The 20,482-nt window shown below is 61.1% G+C and carries 19 protein-coding genes and 1 pseudogene; 15 read left to right on the top strand and 5 right to left on the bottom strand.

The window, feature by feature from the left end; translation table 11 throughout:
* Positions 1-164 precede the first annotated feature (164 nt).
* Positions 165-1,202 (top strand): LacI family DNA-binding transcriptional regulator, encoded by a 1,038-nt coding sequence (locus EVC45_RS31825; protein WP_129962140.1) that lies wholly within the window; start codon positions 165-167, stop codon positions 1,200-1,202.
* Here the strand turns inward: EVC45_RS31825 and EVC45_RS31820 are convergent.
* Genes EVC45_RS31820 through EVC45_RS31805 form a run of 4 tightly spaced genes read right to left on the bottom strand, consistent with a single transcriptional unit; the run spans position 1,199 to position 4,760 of the window.
* Positions 1,199-2,071, bottom strand: a complete 873-nt coding sequence (locus tag EVC45_RS31820; protein ID WP_129962139.1) for a sugar phosphate isomerase/epimerase — start codon at positions 2,069-2,071, stop codon at positions 1,199-1,201. The genes EVC45_RS31825 and EVC45_RS31820 overlap by 4 nt on opposite strands.
* Positions 2,068-3,315, bottom strand: a complete 1,248-nt coding sequence (locus EVC45_RS31815; protein WP_129962138.1) for an NAD(P)/FAD-dependent oxidoreductase — start codon at positions 3,313-3,315, stop codon at positions 2,068-2,070. The genes EVC45_RS31820 and EVC45_RS31815 overlap by 4 nt, the downstream gene beginning before the upstream one ends.
* Positions 3,312-3,632 carry a non-heme iron oxygenase ferredoxin subunit gene (locus EVC45_RS31810; RefSeq protein WP_168991574.1) on the bottom strand — a complete coding sequence of 107 codons (321 nt, stop codon included), beginning with the start codon at positions 3,630-3,632 and terminating at the stop codon, positions 3,312-3,314. Before EVC45_RS31810 ends, EVC45_RS31815 begins: the two co-directional genes overlap by 4 nt.
* A gap of 54 nt (positions 3,633-3,686) precedes the next feature.
* Positions 3,687-4,760: a fatty acid desaturase gene (locus EVC45_RS31805; RefSeq protein ID WP_129962136.1), complete on the bottom strand. Its 1,074-nt coding sequence runs from the start codon at positions 4,758-4,760 to the stop codon at positions 3,687-3,689.
* 88 nt (positions 4,761-4,848) lie between these two features.
* Between EVC45_RS31805 and EVC45_RS47725 the strand changes: the two are divergent.
* Positions 4,849-5,424, top strand: a pseudogene (locus tag EVC45_RS47725) (2-oxo acid dehydrogenase subunit E2); the annotation flags it as partial.
* Positions 5,425-5,475: 51 nt separating this feature from the next.
* Here EVC45_RS47725 and EVC45_RS31795 read toward each other — a convergent pair.
* Entirely contained in the window at positions 5,476-6,279 is an 804-nt protein-coding gene (locus tag EVC45_RS31795) for an IclR family transcriptional regulator C-terminal domain-containing protein (protein ID WP_129962135.1), read from the bottom strand.
* A gap of 293 nt (positions 6,280-6,572) precedes the next feature.
* Between EVC45_RS31795 and hisD the strand changes: the two genes are divergently transcribed.
* The 13 genes from hisD (at position 6,573) to iolG (ending at position 20,209) form a co-directional block, all read left to right on the top strand.
* Entirely contained in the window at positions 6,573-7,901 is a 1,329-nt protein-coding gene (hisD, locus tag EVC45_RS31790; protein ID WP_129962134.1) for a histidinol dehydrogenase, read from the top strand.
* Positions 7,902-7,911: 10 nt separating this feature from the next.
* Entirely contained in the window at positions 7,912-8,679 is a 768-nt protein-coding gene (locus EVC45_RS31785) for an SDR family NAD(P)-dependent oxidoreductase (RefSeq protein ID WP_129962133.1), read from the top strand.
* A 36-nt stretch (positions 8,680-8,715) separates the two neighbouring features.
* Positions 8,716-10,563 carry a 3D-(3,5/4)-trihydroxycyclohexane-1,2-dione acylhydrolase (decyclizing) gene (gene iolD / locus EVC45_RS31780; RefSeq protein WP_129962132.1) on the top strand — a complete coding sequence of 616 codons (1,848 nt, stop codon included), beginning with the start codon at positions 8,716-8,718 and terminating at the stop codon, positions 10,561-10,563.
* Between the two features lie 8 nt (positions 10,564-10,571).
* Positions 10,572-11,399, top strand: coding sequence for an NAD(P)-dependent oxidoreductase (locus tag EVC45_RS31775; protein WP_168991573.1), 828 nt, complete (start codon positions 10,572-10,574; stop codon positions 11,397-11,399).
* Positions 11,400-11,424: 25 nt separating this feature from the next.
* On the top strand, positions 11,425-12,405 hold the full coding sequence (locus EVC45_RS31770; RefSeq protein WP_129962130.1) for a hydroxyacid dehydrogenase: 981 nt from the start codon (positions 11,425-11,427) through the stop codon (positions 12,403-12,405).
* Positions 12,392-13,162, top strand: a complete 771-nt coding sequence (locus EVC45_RS31765; protein ID WP_129962129.1) for an HpcH/HpaI aldolase/citrate lyase family protein — start codon at positions 12,392-12,394, stop codon at positions 13,160-13,162. The genes EVC45_RS31770 and EVC45_RS31765 overlap by 14 nt, the downstream gene beginning before the upstream one ends.
* Before the next feature lie 118 nt (positions 13,163-13,280).
* On the top strand, positions 13,281-14,228 hold the full coding sequence (locus tag EVC45_RS31760; RefSeq protein ID WP_129962128.1) for a sugar ABC transporter substrate-binding protein: 948 nt from the start codon (positions 13,281-13,283) through the stop codon (positions 14,226-14,228).
* 12 nt (positions 14,229-14,240) lie between these two features.
* Complete coding sequence (locus EVC45_RS31755) at positions 14,241-15,359, top strand: ABC transporter permease (protein ID WP_129962127.1); 1,119 nt, start codon at positions 14,241-14,243, stop codon at positions 15,357-15,359.
* Positions 15,360-16,172 carry an ATP-binding cassette domain-containing protein gene (locus EVC45_RS31750; RefSeq protein ID WP_129962126.1) on the top strand — a complete coding sequence of 271 codons (813 nt, stop codon included), beginning with the start codon at positions 15,360-15,362 and terminating at the stop codon, positions 16,170-16,172.
* A 78-nt stretch (positions 16,173-16,250) separates the two neighbouring features.
* The gene (locus EVC45_RS31745) at positions 16,251-17,384 is read left to right on the top strand and encodes a Gfo/Idh/MocA family protein (protein WP_129962125.1); all 1,134 of its coding nucleotides are present in this window, start codon (positions 16,251-16,253) and stop codon (positions 17,382-17,384) included.
* A complete protein-coding gene (locus EVC45_RS31740; RefSeq protein ID WP_129962124.1) occupies positions 17,384-18,304 on the top strand; it encodes a TIM barrel protein in 921 nt (306 codons plus the stop codon). The genes EVC45_RS31745 and EVC45_RS31740 overlap by 1 nt, the downstream gene beginning before the upstream one ends.
* Entirely contained in the window at positions 18,301-19,167 is an 867-nt protein-coding gene (locus EVC45_RS31735; RefSeq protein WP_168991572.1) for an SMP-30/gluconolactonase/LRE family protein, read from the top strand. Before EVC45_RS31740 ends, EVC45_RS31735 begins: the two co-directional genes overlap by 4 nt.
* 13 nt (positions 19,168-19,180) lie before the next feature.
* Positions 19,181-20,209 carry an inositol 2-dehydrogenase gene (gene iolG / locus EVC45_RS31730; protein WP_211193507.1) on the top strand — a complete coding sequence of 343 codons (1,029 nt, stop codon included), beginning with the start codon at positions 19,181-19,183 and terminating at the stop codon, positions 20,207-20,209.
* The last annotated feature ends 273 nt before the right edge of the window (positions 20,210-20,482 follow it).

Below are 20,482 nucleotides of genomic sequence, written 5' to 3'. Positions count from 1 at the left end.
TGTCCCGGGCGCGGCAGCCTCCGCGATGCAGATGCCTTGCCGTCATTCGGGCGGGTACTGTCGTCGTGTTCCAGTTGATGTCCTGTGGACGCGCCCCACGGTCTGGCTTGATAGTCCGGGGGCGTGATGCGATCATCTTGTCATCGTCGATCTCCCAACCTGTCATGTCCAATACCACCCGTCGCAAGACGAGCATGGCCGATATCGCGAAGTCCGCCGGTGTCAGCGAGGCGACCGTCGACCGTGTGCTCAATGGTCGAGGTGGGGTCTCGCGTGCGAAAGAGACGAGCGTGCTCGAGTGGGCGCGCAAGTTGAAGATCGATCGCGCGCTCGAATCTGTTTCGGTGCGCTGGCTGCGCATCGCGATCCTCATGCAACAACCTGTTGCGCTCTATTACGTGTCGCTCAAACAGGGTTTCGACGTCGCGCAGAAAGCGTTCGAGGCGCAGCGCGTGATCTGTGCCGTCACTTACTTCGACAGTCTCGAACCGGCGAGCGTGGTTGAGACCATCGAGCGCGCCACACGCAAGGCGGATGCGCTCATCATCGTCGCGTATGAGCATCCCGACATCACGGCAGCGCTGCGCCACATGAGCCGTTCTATGCCGGTCGTGACGCTGGCAAGCGATCTGCCTGGAACGGGGCGCCTCGCCTATGTCGGGATCGACAACCGGTGCGCGGGGCGGGTGGCCGGTGAACTGATGGGACGCTTTCTTGGCGATGCGGGAGGGAAGGTCCTCGTGATGACGGGCATGCATGATTTCCTTGGCCATGAAGAACGCGAAAGCGGCTTTCGCTCGGTGCTGCGGCGCCGCTTTCCGAACTGCGACATCGTGGAGACGGTAGAGAGTCGCGAGCAGTCGGTGATCACCGAGGACCTCACTCGCGACGCTTTCCGGCGTTATCCCGATCTGCGCGGGATCTACAACATTTCCGTCGGCGAAGAGGGCGTCGCCGCCGCGCTGCTCGCGCTCGACAAGGCGCGCTCGACGGTGTTCATCTGCCACGAACTCACCGAGTCATCACGGCGCCTCCTGATCGAAGGCTCACTCGACGCTGTGCTCGACCAGAATCCGGCCGGCGAAGCGATGCGCTCCATTGAAATCGTCCTCCGGCACTACCATCGCGATCCCGGCATTGCGTTGCCGCAACAGATTCCGGTTACCGTGCTGCTACGCGAGAATCTGCCCCCGGGCGACTAGTTGCGTGCAATTGTTTCTTCATCGCGACCTGGGTCATCGCATAGTTCATTCCACAGCGCGCGGACCCGGTCGCGCATCAACAACGATTCGGCCCAGCGATCGGTCGTATCGTTGCCGTCGCGACCGATGATCGCGTAGGGCTTCGGTCCCAGTTCGCACGTGAAGGTGAGCGTGTCGTCGGGGCCGGCGCGGCGTTGCCACGACGCGAAGCCGTAACGCCACCAGTCGAAGAACAGGTCCACCCACATCTGGTGCGGTTCGAACGAAATCTCGATCTGCACCTGCTCGCGGCTCGCAACGCGGCCATGAAACGCCCACGAGTGGTCGAGAATCCGATGCATCGCAGCGTGGTTCTCAGCGGATACCGGCCACGCGAATTCGCGTCCCACGAGGTAGTGCGAGATGTCGCCGAGCAGCTTCATGTCGGGGCGCGCGTCGAGCAGGTCGAGCGTGAAATACAGATCGGTCGTCATGCGATCGCGGTGCGTCTCGATGTACACCGGAAAGTCGACCTGTTCGGCAAGCCGCGTCCAGCCGTCGATCAGCTTCAGACACTCGTCGATGCGGCGCGGTCTCACGTTCGGTTGCAGGTCGATGTGATGCACGCCGAATTCGGTTGCCAGTTCGAGCACCGGCTTCAGTTCGTCGACCGTGCGCGGAAAGGCCTGCGCTTCGGCATGCATGCCGTGTGCCGCGAGCAGGGCGGTCAGGCGGCGCACCTGGTCGCGCGATGTGTATCCCACGCTTACGCCATCGAAGTCCGCGCCCGCGATCATCGCGATGTTCTCTTCGAGCGCGCGCTCGTAGCCATCGGTATGACGCCGCTCCATCGCCCACAAGGACTGATAGATTTCGAGGCGCTGTGTCATGACACCTCCGCAGTCAGCATCTGCTTGAGCTTGACGCTGCGATCGGCGAGCAGCGCCGGTTCGATGCAGGCGCGCCTCGCGATCAGCGCCTGCGCCAAGCGCACGTCGCGAGCGATCTCGCTCACGTGGCCGACGCCGCTCGCGCCGACCAGCACGCCATCGCGATCGAGCGCAAAGAAGATCTTCGACGCAGTGCCTGCCTCGCGTACCGTAGTCGCCACACCGAACGCCGGCATACCGGCGATCTGGATCGTCATGTCGTACTGATCGGACCAGAACCACGGCACTTCCGAATAGGTCTCGCCGCGATCGAGCATGTTGCGCGCGACAATGCGTGCGTGGTCTTCAGCGTTCTTCCAGCATTCGAGGCGGATGCGGCGGCGAAACAGGCGGTGCGGGAACGAGCAGACATCACCGGCGGCGAAAATGTGCGGGTCGTTGGTGCGTAGGGTATCGTCGACGGCAATGCCATCGGCGACGTCGATGCCGGCGGCTTCCGCGAGTTCCGTGCGCGGCTTGACGCCGATCCCCGCAATCACGCAATCGCACGCGATGCGGGTGCCGTCGGAGAGTTTGACGCCCGTCACACGACGCTCGCCGATGATCCGGTCGACCTGCATGGCAAAGCGGATCTCCACCCCCATCTGCCGATGACGCTCGACGAGATACGCGGCGACGATCTCGGGCACGGCACGCATCAAGGCCCGTGCTGCCGCTTCGATCACCACGACTTTGCAGCCCCGCGCGATAGCGGTCGCGGCGATCTCGAGTCCGATAAATCCGGCTCCTATGATGGTGATCCGCTGGCCCGGCGACAGTTCACCGACTATGCCTTGCGCGTCGGTCACGGTGCGCAGGCAATGCACACCGGGAAGGGTGGACCCGGGCATGGCAAGGCGCCTAGGCGCGGCGCCTGTCGCGATCAGCAAACGGTGATAGTCCACGCTATGCCCGCTTTGCAGCGCGACCTGGCGGTTGGCCCGGTCGATGTGTCGCACGGCTGCGTCGGTGCGCAGGTCGATACGTTGCTCACGATAGAAGGCTTCGTCGTAGAGTGCGCATTCGAACGTGGTTTTCTGCCCGAGCAGCACAGCCTTGGACAGCGGTGGCCGGTCATAGGGCGCCACACCTTCGTTGCCGAGCAGCGTGATCGTGCCATCCCAGCCGTTGTCGCGCAGCGCCTGCGCCGCGCGTGCACCGCTCTGGCCGGCGCCGATGATCACCATGGCGGGGCGGGTCTTCATGACGCGTCCTGCGGTGGCACGCCGAGCAGAACCTCGCCGTTTTCGACCTTGACCGGATACGTCTTGAGATGGACACAGACCGGCGGACTCTTGGGCTTGCCGCTCGGAATATCGAAGCGTCCCTGATGGAGCGGACATTCGATTTCGCGGCTCACCACGAAGCCATCGGCGAGATGCGCCTGTTCGTGCGTGCACCAGCCATCGGAGGCGAAGTAGCCTTCGGCGATGCGATACACGGCGTAGCTCGCGCCCGCATAATCGAAGCGGATCACGTCTTCTTCATCGATGTCGCCGGTTGCGCAGGCGACGACCCACATCAGGTTGTTCGTTTGGACAGTCACGGCAAAGTCTCCGCTGGTGTGATGAAGTCTTCAGACGTTCGAAGATTGCGCGGTGAACGCGCCATGGGGCGTGGCTTTCGCCGGCAGCGTGCGTTCGATCACATGGTGCGGATCGATACGCTGTCTCCACAGGGCAGGCAGCATCTCGCGATACGCGGCGTAGAGGCTCGGATAGGGAGGCGGCAACTGATCCTTGATCGCTTCGTGAAGACGCGGCAGCGCGTGGAACGGCACCATCGGGAGCAGGTGGTGTTCGAGGTGGTAGTTCATGTTGAGATAGAGAAAGCGGAACACCGGGTTGATGTGCACGGTGCGCGTGTTTAGCCTGTGATCCTTCACATTGACTGCGAGTCCCGCATGCTGGGTGAGGCCGAGCAACTGATGCAGCCAGCCTCCGTAAAAGCGCGGTGTCCAGACGAACATCAGCGGCAGGAAACTGCGCATCGCAATCGCGAGCGCGATGGTGAAGACAACCACCGCCAGATAGATGCGGCACGACCAGATCATCTTCGGTTTCTCGCTGGCGGGGAGAAATGCGTCGGTGGCTGCATCCACGCGGCCGAATGCGTGCCACACGATCTTGCGCATTTCCAGCGTGCAACCCACAAGGCCGAAGAAATCGACGACAATCGGCCAGACCTTCGTCGGCCGCGTGACCTGAATCTCCGGATCGCGCTCCTGAAAGTACGTGTGCGTGTGATGCCGCGCGTGGCTCCAGCGCCACCAGTAACCCTCGCGGATCGTCATGAATGACGACAGGTGATAGAAGACGTCATTCGCCCAGCGCGTCTTGAACGGTGTGCCGTGTGCAAGCTCGTGCCAGCGCGCATCGCTCGACGAGTAGATCGTGCCGTAGACGAAGAAGGCCGGAATGGCCCACCACGTGCCCCACGTCATTGCCGCCACCGCGCCCGAGGCGAGCAGCAGCGCGAGCCACAGGCCGAAGTTGCGCATCCCTTCGGCGTCGCTGCGCTTCATCAACTCCTTGAGCACGGCGCGCGGAATCGCAGGCTGATACCACTGCTGGCCGATACCTTCTTCGAAAGGCTGGGTGCGGCTGCTCTGCGCGGGGGCGTCACCATCGACGCGGGGAATCGAGGCCATGCAGTGTCTCCAGCTTGTGATGTGAGTTTGCGGACTTCCCGTCAGCGAGGCGTGGCGGGCAGGTATTTGGTTGGGTCAACGATAGACGATGCAACCCGCGCCTTCACGTCGAAAAATGATGGATTTCCATCAAGGCGAGCAGCAGCCGCGCCAGGCAAGGCGCTGCGAATGGAAAGGAAATTCCACGCGGGGTATTTGTGAGATGCTTTTCGCGTGGGATTCGGCCGTGTCGGTGGGCGTGTGCGGCAGGCGACAAGCCGCAAAGCAGATCGTGTCGCGTATCAGCCAGCAGCATCGCAACTGGGTCATGATTCCGTACGTCACGAACAACGACGAAGCGGACGTCACCGAGCTCGAGGCGCTGCGCGTGAAGCTGAACAAGGAAAACGAAAAGGCCGGCATCAAGTTCACGATGCTCGCGTTCGTGATCAAGGCCTGCGTGGCGGCCCTGAAGAAGTTCCTGACGTTCAATGCGAGCCTCGACGGCGACAACCTGGTGTTCAAGCAGTACTGCCACATCGGATTTGCCGCGCACACGCCGAACGGCCTCGTCGTTCCGGTGATTCACGACGCGGACAAGAAGGGTCTCGTCGACATCGCGAAGGAAATGGCAGATCTGTCGAGGGCCGCGCGCGAAGGCAAGCTGAAGCCGGACGAGATACGTCAGTAAAAGTGCGACGGAGGGGGCGACTAACTTACATGAAAAGCCGAACTGCTAGATGATGACCCATCCACGATCCTGAAAGTCGCGAATCGTAGCCTGGACACGGGAAGCCGCTTCCCGCAGTTCGGGCAGAACGTTGGCCGAGAGATCTTCAGGTGTACGTCTCGATCGATGAGAGGCGAAGCTCATCGCAGCAATCACTCTGCCCGACCGTTCCCGCAGTGGGACAGCGAGTGACAGCGTACCGGGTTCCATTTCATCAATCGCGAGCGCGTAGTCCACCGTCCTGATCTGATTCAGGGCGATCTTCAACGTTGCACTGTCGGTGATCGACGCCGGACCTTGCGCCTTCAACGTCACGCCGTCCAGACGTCGATCCAGTTCCGCTTCCGGCAGGTTTGCGAGGAGTACCTTGCCACTTGCCGAGCAATGGGCCGGAAGCCGGTCGCCGATGCCCAGTCTGGAAGTGAAAATGCGGCGTGTCGCATCGCGGCACACAAAAAGAATGTCGAGCCCCTCCAGCACGGAGATCGAGCACGCGTCATCGAGGCGGTCGGCGAATTGAAGTACCTCGGTCGCGACCGTACTCCAGAGGCTACCTTTGGCCAGCATGCCTCGACCCAGGGATAGCACCTTGGGCGACGAACTGTATTCCCCGCGGTCTTCGGCTACATAGCCGAGGTGCACAAGCGTGAGCAGGATCCGGCGTGCTGCCGCGCGGCTCACACCCATCTCGGTCGCGACTTCGCTGCATCCCAACGGAGCGGTCGCATCCGCCAAAACCTCCATGCACGCCAGGCCTCTCGCGAGCGTCTGGGCGAAGTCCTGCTTCTGTAATTCCTTGGTCGAGTCCATAACCGTCAAGCCCCTAAATTGGATTCTATTGTCCCAGATGTGCGATAAACGCGCAAGCGTGCGAAATAATAGGTGTTTTCCCCGAAGTGCTGGCTCAATCGAGCGTCATTCATGCGTACTCTCCTCAGCAGAGAGCCCGACAAGGCGTGCTTTCCAGCTGGATTTCACATCTTAAACACGAACGATGTGCGATAAACGCACAGATGCGCGATATGTTGACACGGGGTACGACGGCTCCTACACTGAACTCATCAACTGCATGCAGGCGATGAACTTTCCAGGAGACAGATGAAATGGCACGTTGGCTCAAGCAGGGCATTGACGAAGCAGCACGGCGGGAGATCGATAACAAGGTCAGGCAAACGGTCGAAGATGCGATTCGGGACGTCGAAGTCCGCGGAGACGCGGCGGTGCGCGAGATGTCGATCAGGTTTGATGGTCTGGATCGCGAGAGCTACCGGCTGACTGACCAGGAGATTCAGGCCTGCCTGAATGAGCTGTCCGAAGGCGAACTCGAGGACATCAGGTTTGCTCAGGCACAGGTGCGCAACTTCGCAGAAATCCAGCGCGCGTCGATGCTCGACGTCGAACAGGAGACGCTTCCTGGCGTATTCCTTGGACACAAGAACATCCCGATGAATTCAGTCGGCTGCTACGTGCCAGGTGGCAAATATCCGCTTCTCGCGTCAGCGCACATGTCGGTGCTTACTGCGAAAGTGGCTGGCGTGAAGCGTGTCGTGACCTGTGCGCCTCCCTTCAAGGGCAAGCCCGCGGCGGCAATCGTTGCCGCGCAACACCTGGCGGGTGCCGACGAAATCTATGTGCTTGGAGGCATCCAGGCGATCGCCGCGATGGCGGTGGGCACGAAGACGATTCATGCGGTTGACATGCTGGTCGGTCCGGGCAACGCCTACGTTGCCGAGGCCAAGCGTCAACTCTTTGGGCGAGTAGGCATCGACCTCTTCGCCGGACCGACAGAAACGCTGGTCATTGCCGATGAGACCGTCGACGGCGAAATCTGTGCAGTCGACCTGCTGGGTCAGGCCGAACACGGCCGGAATTCCCCGGCAATCCTTCTCACGGTTTCGGAAAAGCTCGCGCACGACACCCAGCGGGAGATCGAACGCCTGCTCGACCTGATGCCGACGGGGGAGACCGCCCGTGCTGCGTGGGATGACTACGGTCAGATCATCGTCGCCGACGACTATGAAGATGCGCTTCGTGTTGCCGATGACATTGCATCGGAGCATGTGCAGGTCATGACCGACCGGGACGACTGGTTCCTCAAGAACATGACCAACTACGGCGCTCTGTTCCTCGGGCCGCGCACCAACGTCGCGTATGGCGACAAGGTGATCGGAACCAATCACACATTGCCCACGTTGAAGTCGGCACGCTATACCGGTGGGCTGTGGGTCGGCAAGTTCCTCAAGACCTGCACCTACCAGTATGTGAAGACAAACGAAGCGACGACCCTGGTTGGCGAGTATTGCTCGCGTCTGTGCGCGCTGGAGGGGTTCGCCGGACACGGGGAGCAGGCCAATATCCGCCTGCGCCGGTTCGGTGGACTCGATGTGAAGCCCTATACGGCCGCCGCCCGCACCACGGCGAAAGTCGGCTAGGCGAGCAATCATGCATATCCCAGTCACGCCTTCCATGCGCCTCGACGGGCGTCGCGCATTGGTCACCGGCGCGGGCCGCGGCCTCGGCCTCGCCGCTGCGTCGGCTCTCGCCGCAGCGGGCGCAGAAGTGGTTCTGGCTGCCCGCTCGTCACAGGAGGTGCACGAAGCTGCGGCTGCGATCGGTGAGGCCGGGGGCAAGGCAAGCGGGGTCGCGCTTGACGTCGTTGATCTCGAGGCGACCTCAGCCTGGCTCGAACACGCCCCGGCGTTTGACATCCTTGTCAATAACGCCGGTACGAACCGCCCGGCCGCTTTCCTGAATACCGAAGCGGCTGATTACGACTTCGTTTTCAACGTGAATGTGCGCGCGGCCTTTTTCATCGCCCAGGGGGTGGCTCGCAAGCTGGTCCGTGATGGCCGGCCGGGCTCGATCATCAACCTGTCGTCACAGATGGGTCATGTCGGCGCGGCGCGAAGAACTGTCTATTGCGCGACCAAGCACGCGGTGGAAGGTATGACAAAGGCAATGGCAGCGGAACTCGGCGCGCACGCAATACGTGTGAATACGCTTTGCCCGACGTTTATCGAAACACCGATGACGAAGCCATTTTTCGCCGACGGCGCGTTTCGGGACGCCGTTCTCGGCAAGCTGAAGCTTGGCCGCTTAGGCGTACCGGAAGACATCATGGGCGCGATTGTGTTTCTCGCCTCTGACGCTTCTGCCCTGATGACGGGTTCTGCCCTGATGCTCGATAGCGGCTGGACAAGTACCAGCTAACACGCGCTCGTACAAGAATATCTGGAGACTTTAAGCATGGAAACGGTTCGCCTTACCCTCGCTCAGGCCATTGTCAAGTTTCTGATCGCACAGAAGATCGATACGGATGGCGAAGTGCTGCCGCTGTTCACGGGTGTGCACGCAATCTTTGGACATGGCAACGTGACCTGCCTTGGATCGGCGCTGGAAGAAGTACAGGACACGCTGCCGACTTACCGTGGACAGAATGAACAATCCATGGCGCTGGCGGCTGTCGCTTACGCTCGCGCCCGGCGTCGCAAGCAGATTCACGTCTGCTCGGCCTCGGTTGGTCCGGGATCATCAAACATGGTGACAGCCGCGGCCGTGGCATTGTCCGACCGTCTGCCCGTGCTGCTTCTGTGCGGGGACAACTTCGCTTCGCGCTTTCCTGATCCCGTGCTGCAGCAGGTCGAGCATTTTCACGACCTGACGATAACCACCAACGATGCCTTCAAGGCAGTGTCGGCATTCTTTGACCGGATCACCCGGCCCGAGCAGATTCTGAGCTCGCTGCCTCAGGCGGTCTCACTGTTGCTTGACGCTGGCGATTGCGGGCCCGCCACGCTGTCGCTGGCACAGGACGTGCAGGGCGAGGCATTCGACTATCCGGTGGAGTTCTTCAAGGAGCGCGTGCATCGCATCGAGCGCTACCAGGCGCCGGACATTCAGCTGGACGAGGCAGCCGCGATCATCCGGTCCGCCAAGCGCCCGCTTATCGTCGCCGGCGGCGGTGTGCACTATTCGGGCGCCTGCGACGAACTCGCCCAATTCTCAGACGCGTTCGGCATTCCCGTCGTCGAGACGGTGATGGGTCGTTCAGCGCTTCTCCACGAGCATCGTCTCAACCTGGCTTCGGTCGGCGTGATGGGCGGCCACGCCGGTAACCGGATTGCTGAAGAGGCGGACGTGGTCATCAACATCGGGACGCGCCTGGCGGACATGACCACGGGGTCGTGGAGCGTGTTTCGCAATCGCGACGTGCGTTTCGTGTCGCTTAACACTAACCGCTTTGATGCCAACAAGCATATGGCGCATCCGGTCGTGGGCGACGCGAAGCTCTCGCTGAAGCAATTGTCGCGGCGGCTTGAGGGTTGGGTTGCCCCTGCGGCCTGGGGGGGACGTGCGGTTGAGGAAAAGGCTTCGTGGGACGCCATCGTTGAGCGCGACACGACGTTTCGTCCGCAGGCGATTCCGAACTACGCACAGGTGATCGGTGCGGTTCAGCGCAATGCGAAGCCTACCGACGTCATTATCTCGGCAGCGGGCGGTCTGCCTGGCGAGCTGTATTGCACCTGGAAGTCGATCGGGGTGGGCACGTTTGAGTCCGAGTACGGCTTTTCCTGCATGGGATACGAGATTGCCGGAGCGTACGGGCAAAAAATCGCCAATCCCGACCGCGAGATGTTTGCGTTTGTCGGCGATGGGTCCTACCTCATCATGAACTCGGACATCTACTCGTCCATCCTGACCGGCAACAAGTTCATCTGCATTGTCTGCGACAACGGCGGCTTTGCCGTCATCAATCGGCTGCAGACGTCCAAGGGTGGGGCCGAATTCAACAATCTTTTCGCATCGTCGAAGCGTTCTGGCGACGTGCCGCGGATTGACTTCGCGATGCACGCCCGATCGATGGGCGCGCTTTCTGAAAACGTGACGACCATCGAGGAATTTGAGGCCGCACTTGCTCGTGCGCGAGAAGCTGATCGGACCTATGTCATCGCCATCCGCACGCATCCGTACGAATGGACGGAAGGGGGTTCCTGGTGGGACGTCGGTATGCCCGAGGTGACCAACCGAGCGTCGATCGAAGAAGCACGTACCGCTCAGGAATCGCAGCGCCGGTATCAGCGCAAGGGCATCTAGGAGACGCCATGACTTCGGCAAAGCGCGTTCTGGTTACCGGATCCACAGGCAACCTCGGAGCGAAAGCGGTGGCAGCGTTGAAGACGCTTGAAAACGTTGAGGTCATCGGTATCGGACGTAACTCGACGGGTGACCCGAACGTGATTACCGCAGACCTGGAGCGCTATGACCGATCGTGGGCGCGCCAGTTCGAAGGGGTAGACGCAGTGCTACATCTGGCGGCCGACCCAAAACCGGTTGGTTCATGGGACTCGATTACCCGCCTGAATATCGAACTGGCGCTGAATGTTTTCAGGGCCGCCGAGGAGGCGCGTCTGAGGCGGTTCGTCTTCGCCAGTTCGAACTGGGTGCTGGGTGGGTATCGCTTCAGGGACGAACGGCTGACCAGCGGGCTTAGCCCGCTGCCGGTCAATCCGTATGGTGCGTCCAAGCTCTTCGTCGAACGCTATGGACTGGCTGCTGCAGCGCGCACCGGCATGTCGGTCATCTCGCTACGGATTGGCTACTGCCAGCCCGGCGACAACCTGCCCGGGCCGCATATGGCATTCGGCCGTTGGGGCCAGGAAATGTGGCTGGGTAACGACGACTGGGCGCAGGCGGTGATCCGGTCGGTATCGAGCCCATTCGAGGGTTCGGCAGTGCTCAATATCGTGTCCCGCAATCACGGCAGCCGATGGGACCTGGAGGAGGCGAAAGAAACAATTGGTTACGACCCTGTCCAGTCTCACAGACCAACGTTGACTGCGACCAACCTGATGAAAGACCGGGGTGCCGGGTTACGCGAACGGCTCATTCCTATGGGAGCCACGGTGCCACTCTTCGGCTCCCGCTGGTGAGACATGAGACAGACATGAGACTGACATGAAAAAGATTCTTTGCATCCAACCGCTTCATCCCGAAGCGCTGCGCCTGCTCGATGCGCGACAGGACATCACCTATGAGGTCGTGACGGACTTCTCGCGCGAGAACCTGCTCAGGCATGTGAGCGACGTCAACGCGATCACGGTGCGTGATGCGCTGTTGCCGGCCGAGGTACTGGAGGCTGCGCCAGACCTTCAGGTCGTGTCACGTCACGGTGTCGGTTACGACAACATCCCGGTGGACTACTGCACAAGACGTGGCATACCGGTGACCGTCGTCGGGGACGTCAATTCGAATTCTGTCGCTGAACACACGCTTTTTCTGATGCTCGCGGTTGCGCGCTCGGGAATCCGGCTTGATGCGGCGGTGCGCGCCGGCGAGTTCGCCGCGCGCTCGAAGATCTCCTGCTTCGAACTGCGAGGGCGCAGGCTGCTCGTCGTCGGTTATGGCCGGATCGGGCAGGAAGTCGCCGCGAGGGCGCGCGCCTTCGGTATGGACGTCGTCGTTTTTGACCCGTTTGCCACGCGGGAGAATTTCCCAGGCGTTGGGTTCGCGAACACGCTCGATGAGGGACTGGCGAGCGCCGATATGGTGACACTGCACGTTCCGCTTGGGCCCGAAACGCGAAACCTGATTGGCGCACGTGAGCTTGCCCTGATGCCGGCGGGGGCGGTGCTGATCAACAGCGCACGCGGGGGCATCGTCGACGAGGATGCGCTCGCCCAGTCGATCAGGAACGGTCATCTGCGCGGAGCCGGTATCGACACTTTCGCGGTCGAGCCGCTTCCTGCGGATTCGCCTCTCGCTGGCGAGCAGAACGTCGTGCTCAGCCCGCATTCGGCCGCACTCAGTACGGAAGCATTGATCGGAATGGGCGTGATGGCTGTCAGGAATGCGCTTGCCGGCCTCGACGGAAATCTCAACCCCGCTCTTGTGGTGAATCGTTCGGTTCTCAATGAGGTGTCCAATGCGTCCGAATAAGGTAAGGGAGTGCTGGCAGCGCGGAGGCGCGGCCGTATCGGCCTGGCTGTCGATCGGCAACAGCTACAGCGCGGAAATGATCGGGTGGAGCGGGGTCGATTGCGTCACGGTGGATCTGCAGCACGGCATGACTGACGTTCAGACGATGATTGGCATGCTGCAGGCCATTTCGGCCACGCCCGCGACGCCGTTTGTCCGGGTTCCGGACTGCAATCCGGCGCTTCTGATGAAGGCGCTCGACGCGGGCGCCTACGGCGTCATCTGCCCGATGATCGACAGTGCCGCGCAGGCACGCGACTTCGTTGCCGCAACACGCTACCCCCCGTACGGAGACCGCAGTTTTGGCCCCTCCCGTGGGCTGCTCTACGGAGGTCCAGATTATTTCGAGCACGCGGACGGGACTATCGTCCGGCTGGCCATGATCGAAACTGTCGCCGGTCTCGATGCCGTGGAGGAGATCGTTTCAGTCGATGGTCTGGATGGCATATTCATTGGGCCCAATGACCTCGGACTGACATTGGGAAAGGGGACCGCGTCGGACCCAACCGATCCGACCGTCCTGGCGGCGATTGCACGATGCAGGGAGGTCGCCCAGAGACAGAAAAAGCACGTCGGCATTTTCTGTCCTTCGGGGGCGGTCGCTGCGCGCTGGTCCGCTCAGGGATTCGATTTTGTCGTGCCGAACAGCGATGCCAACCATCTCAAGGCAGCGACGGCCGCCGAGGTGCGGGCGGCTCGTGAAGGCCGCCGCGTGTAAGGAGCCTTTTGCGAAGACAACTTGTCCGAACAAGCTGTTCAAACCAGAGGTATCGCGCGTTGGGGCGCCCGTAAGGGGCCGCGGAAAAGGTAAAACTACTGATATCAGGAGACAGAAAATGTTGAATGTATGGAAGAAACTCAAGACCCTCGTGTTCGCTGGAACCCTGGCTGTTGCGGCAGTGCACGCAAGCGGCGCGGAGCCGGAGAAGATCATTCTGATCACGCACGGCCTGGCGAGCGACCCGTACTGGAATATCGTCAAGCATGGCGCTAATGATGCAGCGAAACAGCTCGGAGTCACGGTCGACTATCGCTCACCGCCTACCTTCGACATGGTACAGATGTCGAATCTCATCAATGCGGCGGTCAATCAACGACCTGCAGGCATCATTGTCACCATCCCCGACGCCAACGCGTTGAGCGGCGCCATCAAGAACGCCGTTGCGTCGGGCATACCCGTGATTTCCGTCGACTCGGGTGCGGATGTTGCAGCCAAGCTCGGCACGCTCCTTCACATCGGACAGCCTGAATACCCTGCCGGTAAGGCGGTAGGGGAACGCCTGAAGGAACTGGGTTTGAAGAAGGCCATCTGTATCAATCACGAGGTCGGCAACACGGCGCTCGACGACCGTTGCCGCGGCGTGAAGGATGGTTTCGGTGGAAACGTAACGGTATTGCCGACGACGGCCGATTTCCAGCAGGTGAAGTCAAAGGTCGCAGCAGCGCTCGCACAGGATCCATCTATCGACGCAGTCGTCGCACTGAGCGCGGGTCAATCCGGTGAACCAGCTGTGGCCGCAGTGCAGGAGTCAAATCGTACGAATGTCAAGGTGGTGTCGTTCGATCTCTCGCCAGGCTTCCTGAAAGATGTAGGCGAAGGTAAAGCGCTCTTTGCTGTTGAACACCAGCCTTATCTGTTTGGCTACCTCGGCACGGTGTTTCTGGTGAATGACATCCGCTCCGGGCTCTTGCCGACCAACAAGGTCATTGAGACAGGACCCAAGTTCATTACGAAAGCCGATGCGGAACGCGTCATGAGTCTGTCCGCTAAGGCCATCCGGTAACAGGAGGAAACCATGCAACACATTCGTGCTTCGAGAGCGCCCACCATGTCAGATGAGCGGCTCAAGAACGTCTCACAGCTCCGACGCCTGATGCGGCGCCCCGAGCTCGGCGCGATGGCGGGCCTCATCCTCGTGGGTCTGTTCTTCTTTGCGACGGCGAGCGGTTCAATGTTTTCTGTCGCCGGGATCATGAACTTCATGACGCCCGCCTCGCAACTTGGCATCCTGGCCATTGGCGCGGCGCTGCTCATGATCGGCGGGGAGTTTGATCTTTCAATCGGATCGATGATTGCGTTTGCCGGGCTCGTTTTCGGCACCTGTCTGGTGGTGTTCCACCTGCCTCTCGTCATCGCAATTGGTCTCACGTTCGTGGTCGCGGCCCTGTTCGGCGCGATCAACGCGCAGATCGTTCTTCGCACGGGGCTGCCATCCTTCATCGTGACGCTGTCGTTTCTCTTCATGCTGCGTGGGCTCACGCTTGTGGGCCTGAAAAAGGCGACAGGAGGGCTGACGCAACTTCGTGACATCACGGACGCAGCGGACGCATCGTGGCTCGTTCACGTGTTCTCCGGTAATGCCTTGACGGGTCTGTTCAGCTGGTTCGCGCAGCACAACATCATCGCCACTTTCCCAAATGGCGAGCCCAGCGTAAAGGGCGTGCCGGTCTCGGTGTTGTGGTTTGTTGGCCTGACGATTGTCGCGACGGTCATCCTGGTCCGGACCACCTTTGGCAACTGGATTTTCGCGGTCGGCGGCGACACGGCCGCGGCCCGCAATTCGGGTGTGCCGGTCACGCGCGTCAAGCTCATCCTGTTCATGACGACTGCCTGCTGCGCGGCGCTGGTCGCGGTGCTGACAGTGCTGGACGCTGGCTCCACGGACGCGAGTCGCGGGTTCCAGAAGGAGTTTGAAGCCATCATCGCGGCGGTCATCGGCGGGTGCCTGCTGACGGGTGGGTACGGTTCAGTCATCGGCGCCTTCTTCGGCTCGCTCATCTTCGGCATGGTGGTCATCGGTTTGAGTTACACGGGTATCGACCAGGACTGGTACCAGGTATTCCTGGGTGCCATGCTGCTCGTGGCCGTGCTTTTCAATAATGTCGTGCGCAAGCGCGCGACGGGGGAGCGTTAAATGGAAGCCACTCCACTTATCGAAGCTCGCAATCTCGTCAAGCACTTCGGTTCGGTCATCTCGTTGAACGGCGTGTCACTGGCCGTGTACCCGGGCGAGGTTCTGTGCCTTCTGGGTGACAACGGCGCAGGCAAGTCGACGTTGATCAAGACGCTTTCTGGTGTACACAAGCCCACCTCCGGCGAGCTGCTGGTGGGCGGCAAGCCGGTCGAGCTGGATAGTCCACGGGATGCACTGGATCAGGGTATCGCGACGGTGTATCAGGACCTTGCCATGATCCCGCTCATGTCGATCGCGAGAAATTTCTTCATGGGGCGTGAGCCGAAGAAGGGCGTTGGGCCTATCAAGTTCTTCGACGCGCAGCATGCGCTCAAGGTCACGCGTGAGGAGATGCTCAAGATCGGTATCGACGTGCGTGATCCGGAGCAGGCCGTCGGTACCCTTTCGGGCGGCGAACGGCAGTGTGTGGCCATTGCGCGTGCGGTCTATTTCGGCGCAAAGGTTCTGATCCTGGACGAACCGACCTCAGCCCTGGGCGTGCGACAGACCGCGATGGTGCTGCGCTATATCAATCAGGTTCGGGAAAAGGGGCTGGGCGTGATCTTCATCACCCACAACGTCCGTCACGCGCACACCGTCGGCGACCGGTTCGTCATTCTCAAGCGCGGCACGACGCTCGAGACGCGCACGCGAGGCGACGTGACCCTCGAAGAGCTCTATAACCTGATGGGCGGGGGAGACGAGCTGAACGAAATCGCCGACGACGTCAACAAAAACAGCATCCATCGCAGCCGTGATGCTGTGTCGCACTGAGTGGTGCAATTGAAACGGGCCCGGGACGTCGCTTGATCGGCCCGGGTTAAATACAATCAAGTCCAAGGAAGGTTTGAAATGTCAGTGATTCGGGTCGGAATGATAGGGGCAGGCTGGATGGGGCGGGCGCACGCGGCGGCGTTCGAGAGCGCCGCACGCATTTTCGGTACGGAGCCCGCAACGCTGAAGATCGTTGCAGTGGCGGACGTCAGCGAAACCGCAGCGAGCGACTTTGCGCAACGGTTTGGCGTCGAGCGCTCGACGACGGATTGGCGAACCGTGGTGAGCGACCCCAACGTCGATGTGATTGACATCACCACGCCCAATGATGTGCATCCGGAAATCGCGCTGGCCGCGATTGCGGCGGGCAAGCACGTGTATTGCGAAAAGCCGATGGCAAATTCGGCCGCTGAAGCCAAAGCAATGCGGGACGCCGCAGAGGCAGCTGGCGTCGTGACCATGGTCGGCTTCAACTACCTTTGCAGCCCCATTCAGGCGTACGCGCGTCAGCTTGTGCAATCCGGCGCGCTGGGGGAAATCTTCCATTTCCGCGGCATGTTCGACAACGACTACATGGTCGGACCGGACTTTCCCTTTACGTGGCGCACGGACGCCGCCATTGCCGGTCGGGGCGGTGCTCTGGGCGACATGGCCAGTCACGTGCTAAGCCTGGCGCACTATCTGGTGGGCGAGGTCACGGAAGTATGCGGTACTCAACAAATTTTGCATGCACAGCGCAAGACCGCCGCAGGCGTGGAACGCAAAGTCGAAAACGACGATCTGGCGCAGTTCGTATGTCGCTTCGAGAACGGAGCGTCGGGCTACATCGAATCCAGCCGTATTGGCACCGGACGCAAGCTCTATCTTGCCTACGAAATTCAAGGCACGAAGGGGTCGCTACTGTTCGACCAGGAGCGGATGAACGAACTCTACTTCTACCGCCAGACGGATGATCCGGCTGAACGTGGCTACAAGCGCATTCTGGCGGCGCCTGAGCATCCCGACTATGCGGCCTTCTTCGGCCTGCAGGGCAATCCGCTTGGCTACAACGACCTCAAGACTATCGAAGCGCGTCGCCTGATCGAATCCGTTGCGCTCGGAAAACGCTGGATCGCCGACTTCTCGTTCGGTTACCGCGTCGACCGTGTGGTCGAAGCCGTACTCACTTCAGTTGAACAAAATCGCTGGGCCAGTACCGAGGAGATCGCATAATGTCGTCAAACTACCGTCTTGCCAATGCGCCTTGCTCATGGGGCGTCGACTTCGCTGACCGACCGGAAAACCCGGCCTGGACCAAAGTCCTCGACGAGGCCGCAGCCTCGGGATTCGCGGCCATTGACCTGGGGCCGGTCGGCTACCTCCCGACCGATCCGGCGCGTCTCAAACAAGAGCTCCGCGAGCGCAATCTGGGCCTGTCTGCTGGCGGCTTGTTCGATCCGCTCACTGACGCCAAAGCCCTGCCCAAGGTGCTCGACAAGACGCGCAGAACCTGTGAAATTCTTAAGGCACTCGACTCACCGCGCCTGGTGATTATCGACTGTGTCTCGACTGAGCGCGGCAAGACGGCCGGGCAGTCAGCCGCTGCACCGCGCCTTTCCGATGCAGAGTGGGACGCGATGATGCAGCGAATCATCCAGATCGCGCTGATTGCACGAGATGAGTATGGGGTGAAGTCGTATCTGCACCCGCATGCGGGCTGCTACATCGAGTTCGAGGATGAAGTCGATCGCGCAATGAAAGACCTCCCGGAAGACCTCGTGGGGCTCTGCGTGGACACCGGTCACTCTGCGTATGCGGGCATTGACCCGGTAAAACTGATTGAGCGGTACAGTTCGCGAATCGGTCACATGCATTTCAAGAATATCGATCGCGAAGTGCACGCGCAATGCGTCGCCGAGGGCGTGGACTTTTTCAGCGCGATCGCGCGCGGTGTCTTCTGTCCGCTCGGCAAAGGTGTTGTCGACTTCGTCGCGGTGCGCGATGCATTGGCGCGGATCGGCTACAAAGGCCTGGCCGTGGTCGAGCAGGACGTCGATCCGTCTGGTACCGCCTCGCCGTTCGACAACGCGCGCGAGAGCTACGACTATCTGGAGTCGGTCGGCATTGCGCCTGCACGCAGGTCAATCGCATGAAAGCAACCTGTCTGGTCGACGCGCGCAATACCCTGGGGGAAGGGTGCGTCTGGGATCCGCGCGACGACAGCCTCTGCTGGACGGACATTGAGGAGAGCCGGATCTATCGGCTCTCCTCCAGGCAGGAGGTCACCTCGTATGCGTTGCCGGAGCGGGCCGGCTTCATCCTGCCGCGCAAGGAAGCCGGATTCATCGTGGGCCTTGCGAGCCGGATTGCACGGGTCGACGCCGCATTCTCCCGGTTTGAGACCGTGACAGAAGTCGAGCCGGCGCTTGCCCAGACCCGCGTCAATGATGCGGCGATCGACCCGTTCGGAGGCATCGTGTTTGGTACCTTCGACGAGCGCGACCGCCAGCCCGTGGCGAGCCTGTACCGTCTGTCTCCAGAAGGCGACCTACGACAACTCCTCCGCGACATCACGATCAGCAACGGGATAGCGTTTTCGCCGGATGGGGAGATCATGTATTTCGCAGACACGCCTGTTGGCGTCATCCGGCGGTTCAAGGTTGGCGCAGCGTTCGCAAGCCTTGAAGAGCTCGCGCCGCTGGCCGACGCGAACGTGGCGCCCGGCTCGCCAGATGGCGCCATTGTAGATTGTGAGGGCGGCTACTGGAGCGCACGGGTGTGGGGCGGGTGTGTCGTGCGCATCTCTGCCGATGGAGAAGTGACGGATCGCGTTGAGCTGCCGACGAAAGGGCCCACGTGTGTGGCATTGGGCGGCCCGGACGGAAAACGGCTCTTTATCACGACGCTGCGCGTGAGGCACACGCAAGAGGAATTAGATCTCAGCCCGACTGCGGGCGGGTTGTTCGTCGCCGACGTCGCTGTCCCGGCGCAGGCGCCAAGACTTGCTTCGGTCTAGAGGGGACTTCATCGTGTCAGAAAAAATCAGGATTTGCGTCTTTGGCGCGGGTCGCATGGGCGAGCGACATATTGCCAATGTCGCGGCGAACGACCGCGCGGAACTCGCGTACGTGGTCGATCCGGACCTGGTTCGGGCAACGACGCTTGCCGAAAAATATAATTGCCGGGCAGCCGACAAACCGGCCCTGGCCTTGTCGGACCCGGATGTCGACGCCGTCATTATCGCGTCTGCGACGAACACCCATGTTGACCTCATCATCGCATCGGCCAAAGCGGGGAAAGCTATCCTCTGTGAAAAGCCTATCGATCTTGACATGTCAAAGGTCGACCGATGCGCGCAGGCGATCGAAGGCTGCGACGTACCCATCATGATCGGCTTTCAGCGCAGATTCGATGCGACGCACCGCGCCGTGAGCGACGCTGTAAAACGGGGTGACGTTGGCAATGTGGAAGTCATCACGATCGTCAGCCGCGATCCGAGCCCGCCGCCGGCCGCATACATTGCGGTTTCCGGCGGTCAGTTTCATGACCAGATGATTCACGACTTCGATCTGGCGTTATGGCTCTCAGCCGCCTCGGGTCGCGTCGAGGTGTTTGCGATGGCCAGCAATCTCGTCGATCCCGCGATCGGCGAACTGGGCGATTCCGACACGGCCCAGGTGACGTTGCGATTTGAGAATGGCGCATTCTGTCGGATCGATTGCAGCCGGCGCGCTACATATGGTTACGACCAGCGGGTGGAAGTGTTCGGGTCAAAAGGGATGGTGTGTTCGACCAATCCTGGCCGAACCGCAATCGAGCGATATTCAGCGCAGACAACCTCTGCCCGCGACGTGCTCAATCCGGGATTCATGGAGCGGTATTGGCCGACGTATGCGGTGGAGCTCGACGCTTTCCTGGACCTCGTTAGCGGCACCGCGCGTGTTGCGCCCGACTTCGATGCCGGTCGACGCGCACTGTTGCTCGCCGACGCAGCCCGGGAATCCAGCAAGTCCGGGCAGATCGTCGTAGTGGACGTTGGTCCCGCAGAACGTTCCTGAACGTGTCGATGGGGTGCTTTTGTACCCCAGCCGGAGCGGACCATTGACTGAGGTTTATTCAATAGACCCTCACCGGGGACGCCGTTCGTGCTGTTCGCTGCTGAAGGCACCGCGGCGGGTCCTTTGGCGGGCCGTGCGAGGAGGAGCAGGGTGTATGTCAGTGTGTTCCGTTGCGGTGTTCCTTGTCCGGTAATGTCGCTTCCCGGCCCGTGAAACCACGACTGGGCGGTTTCCAGCTTTCAGGTCAAGTTACGCGCCGAAGCGGCACACGAG

The organism is Paraburkholderia sp. UYCP14C (assembly GCF_004197395.1).
Taxonomy (GTDB): Bacteria; Pseudomonadota; Gammaproteobacteria; order Burkholderiales; family Burkholderiaceae; genus Paraburkholderia.
This window is presented reverse-complemented; position numbering and strand designations above follow the sequence as displayed.